The 15,860-nt window shown below is 67.9% G+C and carries 19 protein-coding genes and 1 tRNA gene; 6 read left to right on the forward strand and 14 right to left on the reverse strand.

Features of this window, described 5'->3' with window-relative positions; translation table 11 throughout:
• The first annotated feature begins 543 nt into the window (after positions 1–543).
• Positions 544–1,185 carry a hypothetical protein gene (locus AB0E69_RS39440; RefSeq protein WP_360158966.1) on the forward strand — a complete coding sequence of 214 codons (642 nt, stop codon included), beginning with the start codon at positions 544–546 and terminating at the stop codon, positions 1,183–1,185.
• 755 nt (positions 1,186–1,940) lie between these two features.
• On the opposite strand, the gene AB0E69_RS39445 is transcribed toward AB0E69_RS39440, so the two are convergent.
• Positions 1,941–2,690: a class I SAM-dependent methyltransferase gene (locus AB0E69_RS39445; RefSeq protein ID WP_360158969.1), complete on the reverse strand. Its 750-nt coding sequence runs from the start codon at positions 2,688–2,690 to the stop codon at positions 1,941–1,943.
• A gap of 73 nt (positions 2,691–2,763) precedes the next feature.
• Between AB0E69_RS39445 and AB0E69_RS39450 the strand changes: the two genes are divergently transcribed.
• Positions 2,764–3,252, forward strand: coding sequence for a hypothetical protein (locus tag AB0E69_RS39450; protein ID WP_360158972.1), 489 nt, complete (start codon positions 2,764–2,766; stop codon positions 3,250–3,252).
• Here the strand turns inward: AB0E69_RS39450 and AB0E69_RS39455 are convergent.
• The 6 genes from AB0E69_RS39455 to AB0E69_RS39480 all read right to left on the reverse strand — a co-directional run bounded on the left by AB0E69_RS39455 (position 3,223) and on the right by AB0E69_RS39480 (position 6,032).
• Positions 3,223–3,298, reverse strand: a tRNA-Ala gene (locus tag AB0E69_RS39455). The genes AB0E69_RS39450 and AB0E69_RS39455 overlap by 30 nt on opposite strands.
• 601 nt (positions 3,299–3,899) lie before the next feature.
• A complete protein-coding gene (locus tag AB0E69_RS39460) occupies positions 3,900–4,544 on the reverse strand; it encodes a histidine phosphatase family protein (protein WP_360158975.1) in 645 nt (214 codons plus the stop codon).
• On the reverse strand, positions 4,541–5,020 hold the full coding sequence (rsfS, locus tag AB0E69_RS39465; protein WP_360158978.1) for a ribosome silencing factor: 480 nt from the start codon (positions 5,018–5,020) through the stop codon (positions 4,541–4,543). Before rsfS ends, AB0E69_RS39460 begins: the two co-directional genes overlap by 4 nt.
• 7 nt (positions 5,021–5,027) lie before the next feature.
• On the reverse strand, positions 5,028–5,639 hold the full coding sequence (nadD, locus tag AB0E69_RS39470) for a nicotinate-nucleotide adenylyltransferase (protein WP_360158981.1): 612 nt from the start codon (positions 5,637–5,639) through the stop codon (positions 5,028–5,030).
• A gap of 18 nt (positions 5,640–5,657) precedes the next feature.
• Positions 5,658–5,813: a hypothetical protein gene (locus AB0E69_RS39475; RefSeq protein ID WP_360158984.1), complete on the reverse strand. Its 156-nt coding sequence runs from the start codon at positions 5,811–5,813 to the stop codon at positions 5,658–5,660.
• 90 nt (positions 5,814–5,903) lie between these two features.
• On the reverse strand, positions 5,904–6,032 hold the full coding sequence (locus tag AB0E69_RS39480; protein WP_360158987.1) for a hypothetical protein: 129 nt from the start codon (positions 6,030–6,032) through the stop codon (positions 5,904–5,906).
• A gap of 145 nt (positions 6,033–6,177) precedes the next feature.
• Between AB0E69_RS39480 and AB0E69_RS39485 the strand changes: the two genes are divergently transcribed.
• The gene (locus AB0E69_RS39485; protein WP_360158991.1) at positions 6,178–6,627 is read left to right on the forward strand and encodes an Lrp/AsnC family transcriptional regulator; all 450 of its coding nucleotides are present in this window, start codon (positions 6,178–6,180) and stop codon (positions 6,625–6,627) included.
• Here AB0E69_RS39485 and AB0E69_RS39490 read toward each other — a convergent pair.
• Positions 6,560–7,771, reverse strand: coding sequence for an MFS transporter (locus tag AB0E69_RS39490; RefSeq protein ID WP_360158994.1), 1,212 nt, complete (start codon positions 7,769–7,771; stop codon positions 6,560–6,562). The genes AB0E69_RS39485 and AB0E69_RS39490 overlap by 68 nt on opposite strands.
• A gap of 87 nt (positions 7,772–7,858) precedes the next feature.
• Here AB0E69_RS39490 and AB0E69_RS39495 point away from each other — a divergent pair, with 87 nt between their 5' ends.
• Positions 7,859–8,839 (forward strand): winged helix-turn-helix transcriptional regulator, encoded by a 981-nt coding sequence (locus AB0E69_RS39495; RefSeq protein WP_360158997.1) that lies wholly within the window; start codon positions 7,859–7,861, stop codon positions 8,837–8,839.
• A 30-nt stretch (positions 8,840–8,869) separates the two neighbouring features.
• Here AB0E69_RS39495 and AB0E69_RS39500 read toward each other — a convergent pair whose 3' ends face one another.
• Complete coding sequence (locus AB0E69_RS39500; protein WP_360159000.1) at positions 8,870–9,754, reverse strand: alpha/beta hydrolase; 885 nt, start codon at positions 9,752–9,754, stop codon at positions 8,870–8,872.
• Between the two features lie 71 nt (positions 9,755–9,825).
• Between AB0E69_RS39500 and AB0E69_RS39505 the strand changes: the two genes are divergently transcribed.
• On the forward strand, positions 9,826–10,398 hold the full coding sequence (locus AB0E69_RS39505; RefSeq protein ID WP_360159060.1) for a PadR family transcriptional regulator: 573 nt from the start codon (positions 9,826–9,828) through the stop codon (positions 10,396–10,398).
• On the forward strand, positions 10,377–11,021 hold the full coding sequence (locus AB0E69_RS39510) for a 4'-phosphopantetheinyl transferase superfamily protein (RefSeq protein WP_360159003.1): 645 nt from the start codon (positions 10,377–10,379) through the stop codon (positions 11,019–11,021). The genes AB0E69_RS39505 and AB0E69_RS39510 overlap by 22 nt, the downstream gene beginning before the upstream one ends.
• Here the strand turns inward: AB0E69_RS39510 and AB0E69_RS39515 are convergent.
• The 5 genes from AB0E69_RS39515 to rplU form a co-directional block, all read right to left on the reverse strand.
• Complete coding sequence (locus AB0E69_RS39515; RefSeq protein ID WP_360159006.1) at positions 11,011–12,255, reverse strand: glutamate-5-semialdehyde dehydrogenase; 1,245 nt, start codon at positions 12,253–12,255, stop codon at positions 11,011–11,013. The two genes, AB0E69_RS39510 and AB0E69_RS39515, sit on opposite strands and share 11 nt — an antisense overlap.
• 20 nt (positions 12,256–12,275) lie before the next feature.
• Positions 12,276–13,388 (reverse strand): glutamate 5-kinase, encoded by a 1,113-nt coding sequence (gene proB, locus AB0E69_RS39520; RefSeq protein WP_360159009.1) that lies wholly within the window; start codon positions 13,386–13,388, stop codon positions 12,276–12,278.
• Positions 13,388–14,968, reverse strand: a complete 1,581-nt coding sequence (obgE, locus tag AB0E69_RS39525; RefSeq protein WP_360159012.1) for a GTPase ObgE — start codon at positions 14,966–14,968, stop codon at positions 13,388–13,390. Before obgE ends, proB begins: the two co-directional genes overlap by 1 nt.
• A 228-nt stretch (positions 14,969–15,196) precedes the next feature.
• Positions 15,197–15,457, reverse strand: a complete 261-nt coding sequence (gene rpmA / locus AB0E69_RS39530) for a 50S ribosomal protein L27 (protein ID WP_360159015.1) — start codon at positions 15,455–15,457, stop codon at positions 15,197–15,199.
• A gap of 7 nt (positions 15,458–15,464) precedes the next feature.
• On the reverse strand, positions 15,465–15,803 hold the full coding sequence (gene rplU / locus AB0E69_RS39535) for a 50S ribosomal protein L21 (protein ID WP_360159063.1): 339 nt from the start codon (positions 15,801–15,803) through the stop codon (positions 15,465–15,467).
• Positions 15,804–15,860 lie beyond the last annotated feature (57 nt).

Consider the following 15,860-nt stretch of genomic DNA (forward strand, 5'->3'; position numbering starts at 1 on the left):
GCCGAAGCGCAAGCCGCCACCTGGCAGCGCGGCAAACGTGTTCCAGCGGCGTTCTTCGGCAAGCGTTGGCCATCGTTGGACCGGCGGAGCACATCGACACGAACCGAACTCGACCGCGGCCAACGTACGGCGTGATTTCCGCCGGCGTCGTTGACCTGCCCCCGGTCTGAACAGCGCAGACTGGACGCCGCGCGAGCTACGCCACAGTTTCGTGTCACTGCGCACCGAGAGCGGTCCGAGCATCGAGCAGATCTCGCTCCTGGCCGGCCACAAAAGAGCAGCCAGGTCACCGTCTACCGCCACCAACTCCAGCCGGTCTCGACCGAGGGAACCGAGGCGATGGAAATGCTGCTGCCTGTGAACCGATAGTCACTCAGTTAGACACTCAGGTTCTGATCAGCCGGTAGATCCGCGACAGGCTGGCCTGCCGATCACCTTTGCGCCGACCAACGCACGGATCTGCCGAATTCAGGACGTTCCTTCGGCGTCTTGATCGTCCTCCGCTGCGACCGGGCGAGCGCGCGGTTCCGATACCGTCTGGCTATGACTGGTTGGGAGAGTTTGCGTGTGGATCTGCGCCGCTTGCTCGAAGAGTCACCAGGTGCACTCGTGGTCGTACCCAGCCCCGACAGCGAGCGGCGCGAACTGCCGATCCACATCCAGCTAGCCGCCTGGGCAACCGACATCGCGGCCACGCTGAACGCGAAGTACAGGAGCCTCCTGGATCTATACGTCGGAGCGATGACCTTTCCGGCCAGACGGCTATGGGTGAGCGAGGACCTGCCCCAGCTACGCGGAGCATCCGCCAAACCCGCCGGCCTCGAGGTGGAAGCCACGACGCCGTTGTCGGTCCGAACCGGCCGGTACGCGCACGAGGACGTGCTGGTAACCAATCGAACCGCGCACGAGCAAGTACTCATCACCAACGGTTCGCTGACCTCAGCGGTGACCGACGGCTCCGGCAGCATCGTCGGTCTGTACGTCGGCCCGCACAACGCGCGCCGGGTGGAGTTGGCGATCGAACCTCACCAGAGCCGCACGGTCCCGGTCTTGATCGGTACAGCCTCGATAGTTCCCGACCTGGGGTACGCAGTCCCGCCAGGACAATGGGGGCTGGTCATCGCGCTACACACCCCTAGCGGCAACCTGCTATCGGCGCCGCTAGACATCACCATCACGCCGTAGACAGCACACGACCCGCTTGCAGGGCCTCGGCGGGACACCACCCGCGCAGACCTCGCCCGTCCTAGATAGCAACCAAGAACGCACTGATTTGCCGCGTTCCGCGCACGCCCGAGCCCGGGGACGTGGGGAGGGTGGCAACGAGTTCCGCTCCCAGGTGCCTGCCTGCGATGATTCGCGAGTGAACACAGACCGTCGCGTGGAACCGCGATTGGCTGACGGTGCGGCCAGCCACTCTTGGCAGGTGGCCCTGGCCATCCGGCTCGGCACGGGAGCGGCGATCATCGCGCGCTTCGGGCCCTGGAGGGGCCCGTCTTGAAGACGTAGAGAAACTTGAAGACGTAGAGAAACTTGTCAGGCGACGTCAGACAATCAGGTGTCCTCCGTCGACAGATGCGCGACACTCGTCCGCCAGGTGATCTGCGACAGGCGAATGCACGGATCGCGGCAGATCAGTGCGTGGCTCCGTCATGTCGACGGCAGACTTCTAGCCGGTCGCACATCCGTTGGCGGATATGTCGCGGATTTGTTCGCGGATCCAGAGCAGGTCAGGCGTGTGGTCTGTTGGGTGATGCGCGGCACTCGTCCGTCAGCGCGGAAATCGCACAGCGCATCTACGGTTGTGCTCTGGACTCCGACGTAGCGAAGCTCGTAGCACACGCATCCGAGCTGTCCGCTCAGCTAGCCACCCGATGACGTCAGCGACTTGTCGGTTCGCACAGGCGGGCGGACCATCGACGACGTGGCGGATGCAGTCGTCAGCATCTGGCAACGACATCGCCCTTGAGCAGGCCCTCTTGGGATACGACGTGGAAGCCGGCGCTCTCGAGCTCGTCACGAAGTGCCATGGGTTGCAGGTGGCGCCGATGAGGTAGGTACGACGTGCCGTCGATCTCGATCATGTCTTGCCTCGAAGCGGCGTACGGCGCCTCCTCGTAGCAGATACCCGTGGTCGGGTCGTATCGGAACCCGGGTTCGTACACGCGCTCCGCGTCGTACATGGCTGTGGAGACGAGGTAGTAGCCCTCGTCCCTCAGGCGAGCGCGGACAGCGGCGAAGAGGCGGCCTCGGTCGGCGTCGGTGACGATCGACTGAAGGCAGTAGCTGTCGACGATGACGTCGTACTGCTTCCGGACGGGCTCGTCGGCCAGCGCGCAGACGTCCTGCACGCTGAACCTGACGTCGGCACCACGTTCCGCTGCGAACCGGCGAGCTACTGTGATCGCCTGCGGAATGAGGTCGATCGCGTCCACCCGGAACCCGCGTGCCGCCAGGAAGCACGCTGCCGGCCCCGTCCCGCACCCGTACTCCAGTACGTCGACCTCCGACGTCGCGGGCAGGTCGAGGCAACGAAGCGCGTGCTCGAGGAACTCCCGGTTCGGAAAGGCGCCGAAATCGGCAGCCCTCCCTTCCTCGAAGAGCTCGCTCCACTGGGTCATCCCCTCCTGCTGAAGCCGCCGATAGGCATCCTCGTGCTCGGCGTAGTAGTACCTCACCCGAACCTCCACAGCCGCACGCTGGCGACGGCGTCTCGACGACAATGACCCTCCGACGATAGAACCACGGTCGGGTGGACTTCGCATGGAGCCGGACGGCGTTGACGCGGACGACCCGGCATCGAAGCGTCATCGTCCGACGACCCTGTCCGGTTTCACCTTCCATGAAGGTCGACATACTCACGCGACTTGGTTGACCGAGGACGGCATTGTGGAGGTTGCGCGCCGTGCGCGACTCGGACACGAGATGAAGGGCATGGGTCGTATGTACGACCACGTGACACCTGAGATGGAGCGGCAGATCTTGGAAGCGCTCGACGAGCGCTTCCTGTCCTCGGTGCTCGCCCTGGACGACGGCGAGCGGGAGAAGCTGCTCGCGTGGGTGCCCGTGATCAAGGACACCGTCGAGAAGGCCCCGCAAGAGGCCGAGAAGCTGGCGGACAAGGTGGTGGGAGCCGAGCGGTTCTCTCCCAAATCTCTCCCACAGACCCCACAAACGAAAACAGGTCAGGGGCGAAAGTGCCTCCTGACCTGCGGTTACTGCTGGTGGAGCTTAGGGGATTCGAACCCCTGACCTCTTCCATGCCATGGAAGCGCGCTACCAACTGCGCCAAAGCCCCGCGGTGTCTTGCGGACTCCGGAAGTTTAGCGGATGGAGGGCGGCAAAGAAAAATCGGTTAGACCCTGGGGCTGGTGAGGTGGGCGACACCGCTGGGTGGCTCGGTTGGTGTGCTTACGCAGGTGCCTAAGAGGGCGTTCCAGGCGTTCCGGGGTGGTGTGTCTGACAGCTGCATGTACGGCGCCTAAGCGACACCTTTGGGCCTGGCAGGGACGCATGTCGCGACCCGGTAGGCCGCTCCGTCTAACGCGTGCGGTCTGTGTCCGCGGCGATTCAGTCCGCGCCGCGCACGGTCGCGGGCGGGGCGGTAGGCACCAGTCTCGGCGGGTCAGCCCCGCCACCAGCAGCGTTTCCAGGTATCACCGTTCGCCCGCGGCAGTGCGGTGGGCGAGATGTGCTTCACGGCGCCGCCGGAGGCGGCCAGTAAGACAGCCGTCGCGAAGCGACGTCCGTTGCGCCGGTATCAGCCGTCACTCGCCGGGAGAGCGGTGGCGGGAGGCGCTTGGGGGCCCGCCGGAGGCGGCAGAAAGACAGCCGCCGCGAAGCGGTGTCCTTTCGCGGGCGGTTGTCCTGAGGCGGTGTTCGGAGAGCGCAGTACCAGATCAGCGTTGGGGGTCGTCGCTCATTACTGGTTCGGGGAGGGAGCCGGCGTTCCATTCTTCTATTCGCCAGCTGTGGCGGCCGGGGAGTAGGGAGATCCAGTTGCAGTTGGCGAGGCCGCCGAAGGCGGGCCAGTTGGTTTGGGGGATGTTGAGGAACAGGCAGATGCCGACTCGGGCCGCCAGGCCGTGGGTGGCTACCACGATGGTGTCTTCGGGGGTGCCTTCTTCGGCGATGCGGGTGAGGGCCTTGGCGAAGCGGGTGGCTACCTCTTCGACCGTTTCGCCTGCTGTACCGCGGCGTTGGGGTTCGCCGGCGCGGATGCGGGCGGCTGCCTCGGGGTTCATCGCGGCGAGTTCGGCCATGGTGAGGCCGGCCCAGTCGTCGACGTCGATCTCGCGGAGAGCTTCGTCGTACTCGATCTCGAGGCCGGTCAACGCCGCCAGCTCACCGGCCGTCGCGGCGGCTCGCTTCAGGTCGCTGGCGAAGAGGCGGGTGGGGGCCAACGCGGCGAGGCGTGCGGCGGCGGACCGAGCCTGTCCGAGGCCGACCGCGTCGAGCGGGATGTCGGCTTGGCCCTGGATCTTGTCCTGCAGGTTCCACTCGGTCCGGCCGTGGCGCCAGACGATCAGCCGGCCCGCGCTCATCCGGCCGTGGCCTCCGAGGCAGATCCAGGTACGGCGGCAGGCGGGGAGCCAGGTACGGCGGACGCAGTGCCGGAGGTCGAGCCGGGAGCAGACGTCGTACCGGAGATCGTGCCGTCGGGCCCGGGGAGCGGGATGATCGGGCAGTCGCGCCACAGCCGCTCGAGCGAGTAGAAGGCTCGCTCCTCGTCGTGCTGGACGTGGATGACGATCTCCAGGTAGTCCAGGAGGACCCAGCGGCCCTCGCGGGCGCCTTCGCGCCGGACCGGTTTGGCGTCGAAGTCGACGCGGAGCTTCTCCTCGATCGCGTCCACGATCGCGCGGACCTGGCGGTCGTTGGAGGCGGACGCGACCAGGAAGGCGTCGGTGATGGCGAGCTGCTCGGACACGTCGAAGGCGAGGACGTTCTCGGCCTTCTTGTCGTGGGCCGCATCGGCCGCCGCGGTGAGCAGCTCGATGGCGCGTTCACTGGCTGGCATTCGGTTCCTAACGGTTGGTGTAGAGCTCACGCTTGGCGATGTACTGGACGATGCCGTCGGGCACCAGGTACCAGGTCGGGTTGCCCTTCGCGACCCGCGCCCGGCACTCGGTCGACGAGATCGCCAGCGCCGGCACCTCGAGCAGGGTGATTCTGTTCATCGGCAGCTGGTCCAGCGGCAGTTCGAGCTGCTCGGTCCCGGGTCTGGTGCACCCGACGAACTGGGCGAGCTTGAACATCTCGTCCACGTCCCGCCAGGTGAGGATCTGGGCCAGCGCGTCGGCGCCGGTGATGAAGAACAGCTCGGCGTCCGGGTACAGCTTGGCCAGGTCGCGCAAGGTGTCGATCGTGTACGTCGGACCGGGCCGGTCGATGTCGACCCGGCTGACCGAGAACCGCGGGTTCGACGCGGTCGCGATCACGGTCATCAGGTACCGGTCCTCGGCCGGGGACACGTTCCGGTCCGACTTCTGCCACGGCTGGCCGGTCGGGACGAAGATCACCTCGTCCAGGTCGAAGTACGCCTGCACCTCGCTGGCCGCGACCAGGTGCCCGTGATGGATCGGGTCGAACGTGCCACCCATCACGCCGATGCGTCGAACCCGGTCCACAGCAGCCACGTCAGCCCTTCATGCCGCTCAGCTGTGCGGCCGGCCCTTGCCCATGATGAGCGTGACGGCCAGCAGCAGCAGGAACACCACGAAGGCGAACCCGCCGAACCACCACTTGGAGATGTGCGAAGCCTCGGTGGCTCCTTCGAGAGCAACCACGTGCGGCACCAGGGTCGTGAACATGAAGCGAAGCCTATCTCGTACCCACCGACACAACAGCGACCGGTGGCCTCGGGAGGCTCACCGAGGGTGCACCGGTCGCGGACGAAGAGGTCAGCTGTGGCGGATGTGACGGGTCAGCAGCCGGCGCCAGGCAGACGGGACGGCGTGCGCGCGGCGCGCCTGCGCGGCGACGCGGTGCCGCTCGTCGATCTGGGCACGGGCAACATCGGGGGTGATCATGGTTCCTTCACTGGGTTCGGTACGGCGGAACCGGGGCGGACTGGCCTCGGTACTTCCAATTGTACGGTCTGCGTTACGCTCTCACAAACGAATTAAAGGCCATGAACATTCCCGGCCTTCGAATCTGCGGTGAACAGGAGGCGTCATGGACGCGATCGACCGGCAGCTGATCGAGGCGCTGCGGCTGAACGGCCGCTCCAGCTGGGCCGAGCTCGGCCGGGTGGTCGGGCTGTCCGGGCCGAGCGTTCAGGAGCGAGTACGGCGCCTCGAGGAACGCGGCGTACTGCTCGGGTACCGCGCCGTCGTCGCACCGGACCAGGTCGGCCTGGGGACGAGCGCGCTGATCGGCCTGTTCCAGCGCGACGACGTGGAGACCGACGACATCGTCGACCAGGTACGCGACATCGTCGCGGTCGAGGACTGCTGGTTCGTCGCCGGGGACCAGGAGCTCGTGGTGAAGGTCCGGGTGGCCGACGTCACCCAGCTCGAGGCCGTGGTCGGCTCACTCCGCCGCGTGAACGGCGTGGTCAGGACGCGGACGACGGTTGTGCTGTCGACTCGCTGGGAAGGACGTCCTGCCCCGCTGCCCGAGTGAGCAGTAGTACTGCGGACGCCGCCAGCGCCAGGCCGGCCGCGACCCGGAACAGGAGCCGCGGGGCGTGCTGGTACGTCGCCCCGCCCAGCGCTGGGGCGAGGAACATGCCGCTGATCGAGGCGGCGGCGTACAGGCTGGAGTAGCGGCCGACCATCCCCTCTGGAGCCGCGTCGGCGACGTGGGCGGTGGCGGTGGGCTTGTAGAGCATCTCCCCCGCGGTGATGACGACTATGGCCAGTGCGGCGCCGGCTAGGGCCGGCCAGACGCCTAGTACCCCCAGGCCCGCGCCGACTAGGGCGAAGCCGACAGCGATGACACGGGTGGCGCGGTGGCCGCGGAGGCGTGCGGCGAGGGGTGCTTCGAACAGGACGATGACCACGGAGCTGGCGCCGATGAGGGCGCCGTACGCGACTGCTGGCGTACCTGCGTCTCGTAGTAACAGCGGCATGGTGGCGAAGATCTGGCGGTAGACGGTGTCGACGATGACGATTGTTGCCAGGACAAGCAGGACCTGTCGGTCGCTCAGGACTGTCTTCCAGAAGCGGGTGGTCGCGGTGGCGGCCGGGCGGTGGTCGCGGGGCGGGGCTGCGGGTACCCAGCGCCAGATGATGAGGACCATGAGCAGGCTGGTGAGCGCGTCGACGTAGAAGACAAGCGAGAAGTTGTACGCCGCCAGTAGGCCGCCCAGAGGTGGGCCGATGGTGAAGCCGGCGTTGCTGGCGGTTCTGGAGAGGGCGATGCCTTCGCGGCGACGGTGGGCTGGGAGGGCGGTGGCGACGAGGGCGCTCAGGTTGGGTCGGCCGGCGCCGCCGAAGAGGCCGGCGAGTACTGCGACTCCGGCGATCGACGGGCCGGGCGCGAAGGGCATGGCCACGCAGCTGACGACCCAGAGCAGTTGGCTGCCGATCGCCGCAGTACGGAGGCCGAAGCGGTCGCCGAACCAGCCGCCGGTCAGGTTGCCACCGAGCAGACCGATGCCGTACGCCGCTGCCGCGAAGCCGGCCTGCTGCGAGGACATGCCGCGATCCTCGACCAGGTAGAGGGTGAGGTAGATCCACGCGAGCGCTCCGGCCGAGCTGACCAGTTGGCCGGCCATCACCGCCTTGAGCCAACCGGGCAGGTCTGCGATTCGTCGCCAGTACATGCTCGGCTCCTTCGGCTAGAGTGAGTTCCTAACGGGAACTTACTTGGCTCGCTCGTGGAGTGGCAACCGGATTGGGAGGGGTGGAGGGTGCGGCGGAGCAGCTTCGAGCCTGAGGCGGACTGTGCGATCGCGCAGTCGTTGGGCGTGATCGGCGACGGGTGGGAGCTGCTGATCGTGCGCGACCTCGCCCGCGGGGTGGACCGGTTCGACCAGTTGGCTGGGTCCTTGCACATCTCGCGCAAGGTGTTGAACGAGCGCCTTGTGGGGCTGATCGACAGTGGGATTGTTGAACGATCGGCGTACCAGGATCACCCTCCGCGGTATGCGTACAGCCTCACGCCGCGCGGGCGCGCGCTTCTGCCGGTGCTGGTGGCGTTGCAGGACTGGGGCGATCGTTGGTTGCTCGGCGACGGTTCGCTGACCGGTACGAACGACGCGGACGAGCCGCCGGCGCACCGGGTACACGAGCTTGTCGGCCAGCGGGTGCCGTATGTGCAGCTGCCGGCGTACGGAGTACCCGGCCGCCTGAGTGCGCCGGCGGAGGGCGGTACGACGGTGGACGCGGATGCGCGGGCGAGAGGCGGTTCGACGGCGAGCGGGGTGGACGACGCGGATACGCGGGCGACGGGTGGCAGGACGGTGGATGTGGTGGATGCGGGGGCGCGGGCGACTGTGTTGTTCGGGTATCCGGCGACGGGTCGGCCTACGCCGCTGCCGGATGGGTGGGGTGAGATCGCGGGGGCGAGCGGGTGCACGTTGGAGAACCGGCTGTTCGCGGGGCGGTACGACGACTTTGTTGCGAAGGGGGTGGCGGTTCGCGGGGTGAGTACACAGCGGCCGGATGAGCAGGTGGCATTCGCCCGGGCGGAGGAGATCCCCCACGTGCTGCTGTCGGACCAGGACCTCGGCTTGGCGGCGGCACTGCGGTTACCGACCTTCCGGGCCGGTGGCTACGAGCGGTTGAAACGAGTAGTGCTTGTCGTAGGCAACGACCGGATCATCCGAGCAACCCGCTACCCAGTAACAGACATAGCCGAAGCAGTCGACTGGGCCCTAGCCGTAGCTTGAAGCACACCCGACCCACTACTCGAGCAGCTGTTACTGGTTGAAGAAGGCTTTGACCTCGGTGGCGATTTTCTCGACGGCTGCAGGGCTGCCGGTGGGGTTTACGCCTCCGGGGTCTGAGGAGGAGCCGTGGTTGTAGCCGGGGAACTCTATGCGGTGGCAGTGGGGGAGGATGGTGGCGAGGGCGGCGCGGCCGGGCTCGAGGCCGGGGAGGCCTTTGGTGCCGCCCATCAGGAGGACTTCGGCGGTGACTGTGCGGAAGCTTTCGAAGGTGCCGGCTAGTTCGGCGACGATGGTGCCTTCGGCGTGGATGGTGGGTGCCAGTTGGCGCATCGTGATGGTGCCGGGCGTGGCCTGACGCTCTTCTTTGGCGAGCATTTTCTCGGTCATCCGCTTCAGCAAGCCGCGGGGCATGACCTTCAGGAACGCCGGTGCCATCTCGAAGCCGAACATGCTGGTCACCATGCCGCCGGCGATGTCCCCGCGGGCGAGCTCCTCGTCGAAGCGGGTGAGCCAGGCTCGGTGGGGTGCGCCGTCGGCGACGATAGCCGGCTCGTAGAGCGCGATCTTCTCGAGGGCGGGCAGTTTGCGGGCAGCTTCGAGGACCACCGCTCCCCCGGCGCTGACGCCGAAGGCGCGGGTGGCGCCGGCTGCGGTCAGGACGGCTTCGAGATCTTCGACCTCGGTCGCGACCGAGTGATCGGGGCGATGCGGGCCTGACAGGCCGCGCCCGCGGCGGTCCGGGAGGTACACGGTGAAGTCGTCGGCCAGCGCCTCCGCCAGGAGGGTGTGGCTGCGGGCGGACTCCATGCTGCCGTGCAGGACGACCACTGCGGGACCCTGGCCGGTCTTGTAGTAGCCGATCGAGGTGCCGTCGTGGGAGGTGACGGTGTCTTGGGTGAGTTCTGCTGCTCTCATGGCTCGATAGTTACACGGACTCTAGTTACATTGCAACTAGTTTCGCTGTGACCTATCCTGACGGGGTGACTATGCGACGTTCACCGCTGGCGCTGGCGGTCCTGGGGCTGCTGGAGAACGGGCCGCTGCATCCGTACGGGATCCAGCGGCTGATCAGGCAGTGGGGCAAGGACCAGGTCGTCAACGTCGGGCAGCGGACGAGCCTGTACCGGATGATCGTGCGGCTCGAGGAGGACGGGCTGATCTCCGTCAGCGCGACCGAGCAGGACGAGCGGTATCCGGAGCGGACGGTCTACCACCTGACCGACGAGGGTCGGCGGGTGTGCCGGGAGTGGCTGGCGGAGATCCTGACCACGCCGCGGAACGAGTTCCCGGAGTTTCCGGCCGGGTTGTCGTTCGTGATGCTGGTGCCGCCGAAGACTGCGGGTGAGTTGCTCGGTCAGCGGCGCGAGGCGCTGACGAAGCGGATCTCCGAGTTGCAGCTCGAGTTGCGGATGGAGGTCGACGGTAAGCCGATCCCCCGGTACGCGCTGCTCGAGACGGAGTACCAGGTCGCGGTGCTGATCGCCGAGGCGAAGTGGATCGACAGCGTCCGGCACGACCTCCGCACCGGCAAACTCACGTGGACCCCAGGCCCGGTGTGACGCACCCCGGCCCCGAAGTCGAGGTTTGGTGGGCGCGAACAGGCGAGGGGCGGGACGAGTTTGTCGAGGATCTGGATGAGGTCGAGCGGGCGCGGTTGGCGGCTTACGTGCGGGCCGCTGACCAGGAGCGGTTCCTGCTCGGCGTGACGATGGTACGCAGACTGCTCGGCGCACGTTTTTCGTTGCTGCCGGCAAGCGTACGGCTCGACCGGACCTGCCCCGACTGCGGGAAGCCGCACGGAAAGGTCCGGGCCGACGGGGTGGAGCTGTCGGTGACACACTCCGGCGAGCTGGTCGGTGTCGCGATCGCAGACGTGCCGGTGGGGATCGACGTCGAGCGGGTCGACGAGACGCTGGATGTCGACGCGGTGGCGCGGGTCGCGTTGGCCGCGGACGAAGTGGAGAAGCTGAAGCAGTACGACGGGATCGAGAAGGCGCGCGCGTTCACGGCGTACTGGACGCGCCGCGAGGCGGCGGTGAAGGCAACAGGCGACGGGCTGCGCGCCGAGCCCGGCCCGGTAGCCGGAGTACAGGTGGTCGAGCTGGCGACCGAGCCTGACTACCGCGCAGCCCTGGCCGTGGTGGAGATAGAGCCGCCGAGCGTGAAGGTGTTCAGCTTCTGATCTGGCCTTCGCCGGTGACGATGTACTTCGTGGACGTCATTTCCGGGAGGCCCATCGGACCGCGGGCGTGAAGTTTCTGGGTGGAGATGCCGATCTCGGCGCCGAAGCCGAACTCGCCGCCGTCCGTGAACCGGGTGCTGGCGTTCACCACGACCGCGGCCGAGTCGACTGCCTGGGTGAACCGGCGTGCGGCAGCCTGCGAGCGGGTGATGATCGCGTCGGTGTGGCCCGAGCTGTACCGGCGGATGTGCTGCACCGCGTCCTCCAGCGAGTCCACAACGGCAGCCGAGAGATCCAGGGAGTTGTACTCCGTGCCGAAGTCCTCCTCGGTCGCCGCCACCACATCCTTGCCAGCAGCAACCACTGCGGCATCGCCATGCACGGTGACGCCGGCATCGGCGAGCGCCGGGAGCGCCGCGGCCAGGAAGTCCGCGGCGACCGATGAGTGCACCAGCAGCGACTCGGCCGCGTTGCACACGCTCGGCCGCTGGGTCTTGGAGTTCAGCAGGATCGTCAGCGCAAGCGACAGATCCGCATCGGCATCCACATACACGTGGCAGTTCCCGACCCCGGTCTCGATCACCGGCACCGACGACTCGCTCACCACGGTCTGGATCAGCCCGGCACCACCCCGCGGGATCAGTACGTCGACCAGCCCGCGCGCCTGCATGAGCTCCTTCACCGCGGCCCGATCCGTCGGCACACCCTGCACGACGTCCGCCGGCAGACCAGCCGACACAGCCGCATCCCGCAGTACCGCGATGATCGCCGCATTGGACGAAGCCGCCGACGAAGACCCACGCAGCAGCACGGCGTTGCCCGACTTCAAGCAGATCCCCGCAGCATCAGCCGTCACGTTGGGCCGCGCCTCATAGATGATCCCGACCACGCCGAACGGCACCCGCACCTGGCGAAGCTCGAGCCCATTCGGCAGCGTGTACCCGCGCACGACCTCCCCGACCGGGTCGTTGAGGCCCGCGAGCTGCTCGAGCCCGGCGGCCATACCGTCGACGCGGGACGGGTTCAGCGCGAGGCGGTCGACGGTCGATTCCGGCGTCCCAGCCTCGCGGGCAGCGGCGACGTCCTGCTCGTTGGCGGCGACGATCGCGTCGGTGTGGTCACGCAGTGCCGCGGCCATCGCCCGGAGCGCGGCGTCCTTGGTGGCGCGCGAGGCCTCGGCCAGCGCGTAGGAGGCTTCGCGGGCGCGGCGGGCCAGTTCGATGATCTCGCTCACAGTTGCATCCTAGGTCTTCGTCACAGCAGGACGAGGTCGTCTCGGTGGACGACCTCTCGTTCGTAGGTGGGGCCCAGCTCGCGGGACAGGTCGCGCGTCGAGCGGCCCAGCAGGGCCGGGAGCTCGGTGGCGTCGTAGTTGACCAGGCCGCGAGCGATCGTCAGGCCGGACGGCGAGACCAGGTCGACCGGATCGCCGGCAGCGAACGTGCCCTCGACGGCGGAGATCCCGGCGGGGAGCAGCGACGCCCGGCGTTGGGTGACCGCGCGGACTGCGCCCTCGTCGAGGTGGAGGACCCCCTGGCCAGATGTCGCGTGGGCGAGCCACAGCAAGCGGGTCTTGCGCCGCCGGCCCGTCGGATGGAAGAGCGTGCCAACAGGCAAGCCACGCAGGGCTTCGCCGGCCCGGGCCGCGGACGTGAGGATGACCGGGATCCCTGCCTCGGTAGCGATCGCGGCCGCCTCGACCTTCGTCTGCATGCCGCCGGTGCCGACTCCGGACGACCCGGTCTTCCCCAGAGCGAGCGGCTCCAGATCCGCCGCACCACGGATCTCCGTGACCATCGAAGTACCCGGCTTGCGCGGATCCCCGTCGTACAGACCGTCCACATCTGACAGCAGCAGCAACAGATCGGCATGCACCAAATGGCTGGTCAACGCGGCCAGCCGGTCGTTGTCGCCGAAGCGGATCTCCGTCGTCGCGACCGTGTCGTTCTCGTTCACGATCGGTACGACGCCGAGCTCCAGCAACCGCGCGAACGTCCGGTACGCGTTGCGGTAGTGCGACCGCCGCGTCACGTCGTCGACCGTCAGCAGCACCTGCCCGACCCGCAGGCCGTGCGCGGCAAAGGCATCGCTGTACCGCGCCATCAGCAACCCTTGCCCCACCGAGGCAGCGGCCTGCTGGGTCGCGAGGTCCCGCGGTCGCGACCGCAACCCCATCGGCGCCAGACCGGCCGCGATCGCGCCGGACGAGACGAGCACGACCTCAGTACCCTCCACCCGCCGCGCCGCGATGGCGTCGACGAGCAGCCGGAGCCGTTCCAGGTCGATCTTGCCGCGCTGGGTCAGCGACGACGAGCCGACCTTGACGACGATTCGCGTGGCCTGGACGGCCTCCGCGCGCTGTTTCATCAGCTGTCCTGACTTGTGTCCTCAGCGTCGAGCTCCCGCGCCTCCTTGCGCGCCAGCTTCGCCGCGGCGTGTGCGGCCCGCTTGGCCTCGGCCGGGGACAGGTCCACCTCGTCCTCGATCCAGCCCTCGCGGTACTCCGACCAGTCCTCGCCCCGCTCCCCCGCGCGGTGAGCGTGGTACTCCGTGTTCTTCGCCTGCCGCCGCTGGGCCGCCGGACGAGCCTCTTCGAGCCGGTGGTCCTCACCACGCCGGGCGAGGATCTCGGCGCCAGCCTGGACGTCGGGCGCGAAGTCGAACACGATCGCGTTCGGCCCGTCGCCGATGACGACCGCGTCGCCCGGGTTGGCGCCGCGCTTGAGCAGCTCGTCCTCGACGCCGAGCCGGTTCAGCCGGTCGGCGAGGTACCCGGTCGCCTCCGCGTTCGCGAAGTCGGTCTGCTTCACCCAGCGCTCGGGCTTCGCACCCTGCACCAGCCAGCCGCCGTTGTCCGGCAACTGCTTCACCTTGAACTCGGGCCCGCCCTGCACCTGCGGCCGGATTACGATCCGCGTGGTGTCGGGCTTCTCCGCCTCCGCGCGACGCCGGACGACGATGTCGGCCATCGCGAACTTCAACGCTTCCAGACCCTCGTGCGAGGCGGTCGAGATCGGGAACACCCGCAGCCCGCGCTGCTCGAGCTCGGCCTGCACCATCTCGGCGATGTCCCGCGCATCGGGTACGTCGATCTTGTTCAGCGCGACGAGCCGCGGCCGGTCGTCCAGCCCACCGTGCGCTCGCAGCTCCGCCTCGATCGTGTCGAGGTCGGTCAGCGGGTCCCGGCCCGGCTCGTACGTCGCGCAGTCGATGACGTGCACGAGCGCCGCACACCGCTCCACGTGCCGCAGGAAGTCGTGTCCGAGGCCGCGCCCCTCGCTCGCACCCTCGATCAGACCGGGTACGTCGGCGACCGTGAAGGTAGTCTCTCCCGCCACGACGACGCCGAGGTTCGGGATCAGGGTGGTGAACGGGTAGTCGGCGATCTTCGGCCGGGCCCGGCTGATCGAGGCGACCAGCGACGACTTGCCCGCGCTCGGGAAGCCGACCAGGCCGATGTCCGCGACGACCTTCAGCTCGAGGACGAGCGTCCGCTCCTCGCCTTCCTCACCGAGCAGGGCGAAGCCGGGGGCCTTCCGGGAGCTGCTGGCCAGCGCCGCGTTCCCGAGACCGCCCTTACCGCCTTGCGCTGCGACGAACTCGGCACCAGGGCCGACGAGGTCCGCGAGTACGACGCCGTTCTCCGTGCTGATCACCGTGCCGTCCGGGACGCCGAGGATCACGTCGCCGCCGTTGCTGCCGGCCTGGTGGTCACCCTTGCCCTGGGCACCGTTCGTCGCGGTGCGGTGGCTGGAGCGGTGGTAGTCGACGAGCGTGGTGACGTCCGGGTCGACGCGCAGGATCACGCTGCCACCGTCGCCGCCGTTACCGCCGTCGGGTCCGCCGAGCGGCTTGAACTTCTCCCGGTGCACCGAGGCGCAGCCGTTTCCGCCGCGGCCCGCGGTGACGTGCACCGTGACCCGGTCGACAAAGCTGGGGATCGCCATCGGTGTTGCCTACTTCCTCTTGTCAGTCGAACAGTCCGCCCCCCCACCCCGGGCGATTGCCCGTCTGAGGGGTCAACCCCTAAGCCGGTGGGTTGCGGAACCAAAATCTCGCTGCCTGACCCACCATCTCAGGGGCCAGCCCCTGAGATGGCTGTGGAGACAGCGAAAGGGCGGGGCGCGGAATTCCGCGACCCGCCCTGTGCAGAGCTTCGTAACCGGGTGGCGGTGTTACTCCGCCGGGACCGGGACGATGTTGACGACGCGGCGACCGCGCCGGGTGCCGAACTCCACGTGGCCCTCGGCCAGGGCGAACAGCGTGTCGTCGCCGCCACGGCCGACCAGGGTGCCCGGGTGGAAGTGCGTGCCGCGCTGGCGAACGATGATCTCGCCGGCGTTGACCAGCTGACCGCCGTACCGCTTCACGCCGAGCCGCTGCGCGTTGGAGTCACGACCGTTGCGGGTCGAGGCCGCTCCCTTTTTGTGTGCCATTTGGTAATCAGCTCCCCTTCTTCTCAGAGGAAGACAGCTTCGCGTCGATCGCGGTGACCTTGACCTGGGTGTAGTGCTGACGGTGCCCCTGGCGCTTGCGGTAACCGGTCTTGTTCTTGTACTTGAGGATGGTGATCTTCGGGCCCTTGGTGCGGCCGAGAACCTCAGCCGACACGGCAACCTTGGCCAGCGCCGCAGCGTCGGACGTCACGGTGTCGCCATCGACGACGAGGACCGCGGGCAGCGACACGGTGTCGCCGACCTGGTCGGTCAAGCTGTCGATCTCGATGACATCGCCGACGGCGACCTTCTGCTGGGTGCCGCCACTGCGCACGATCGCGTACACCGTGGATCTCACTCTCTGCTGGTTCGGACAACTTACAAAGTGTGCTGGTGAGGGAAC

Source organism: Kribbella sp. NPDC026611 (genome assembly GCF_040638345.1).
Taxonomy (GTDB): Bacteria; Actinomycetota; Actinomycetes; order Propionibacteriales; family Kribbellaceae; genus Kribbella.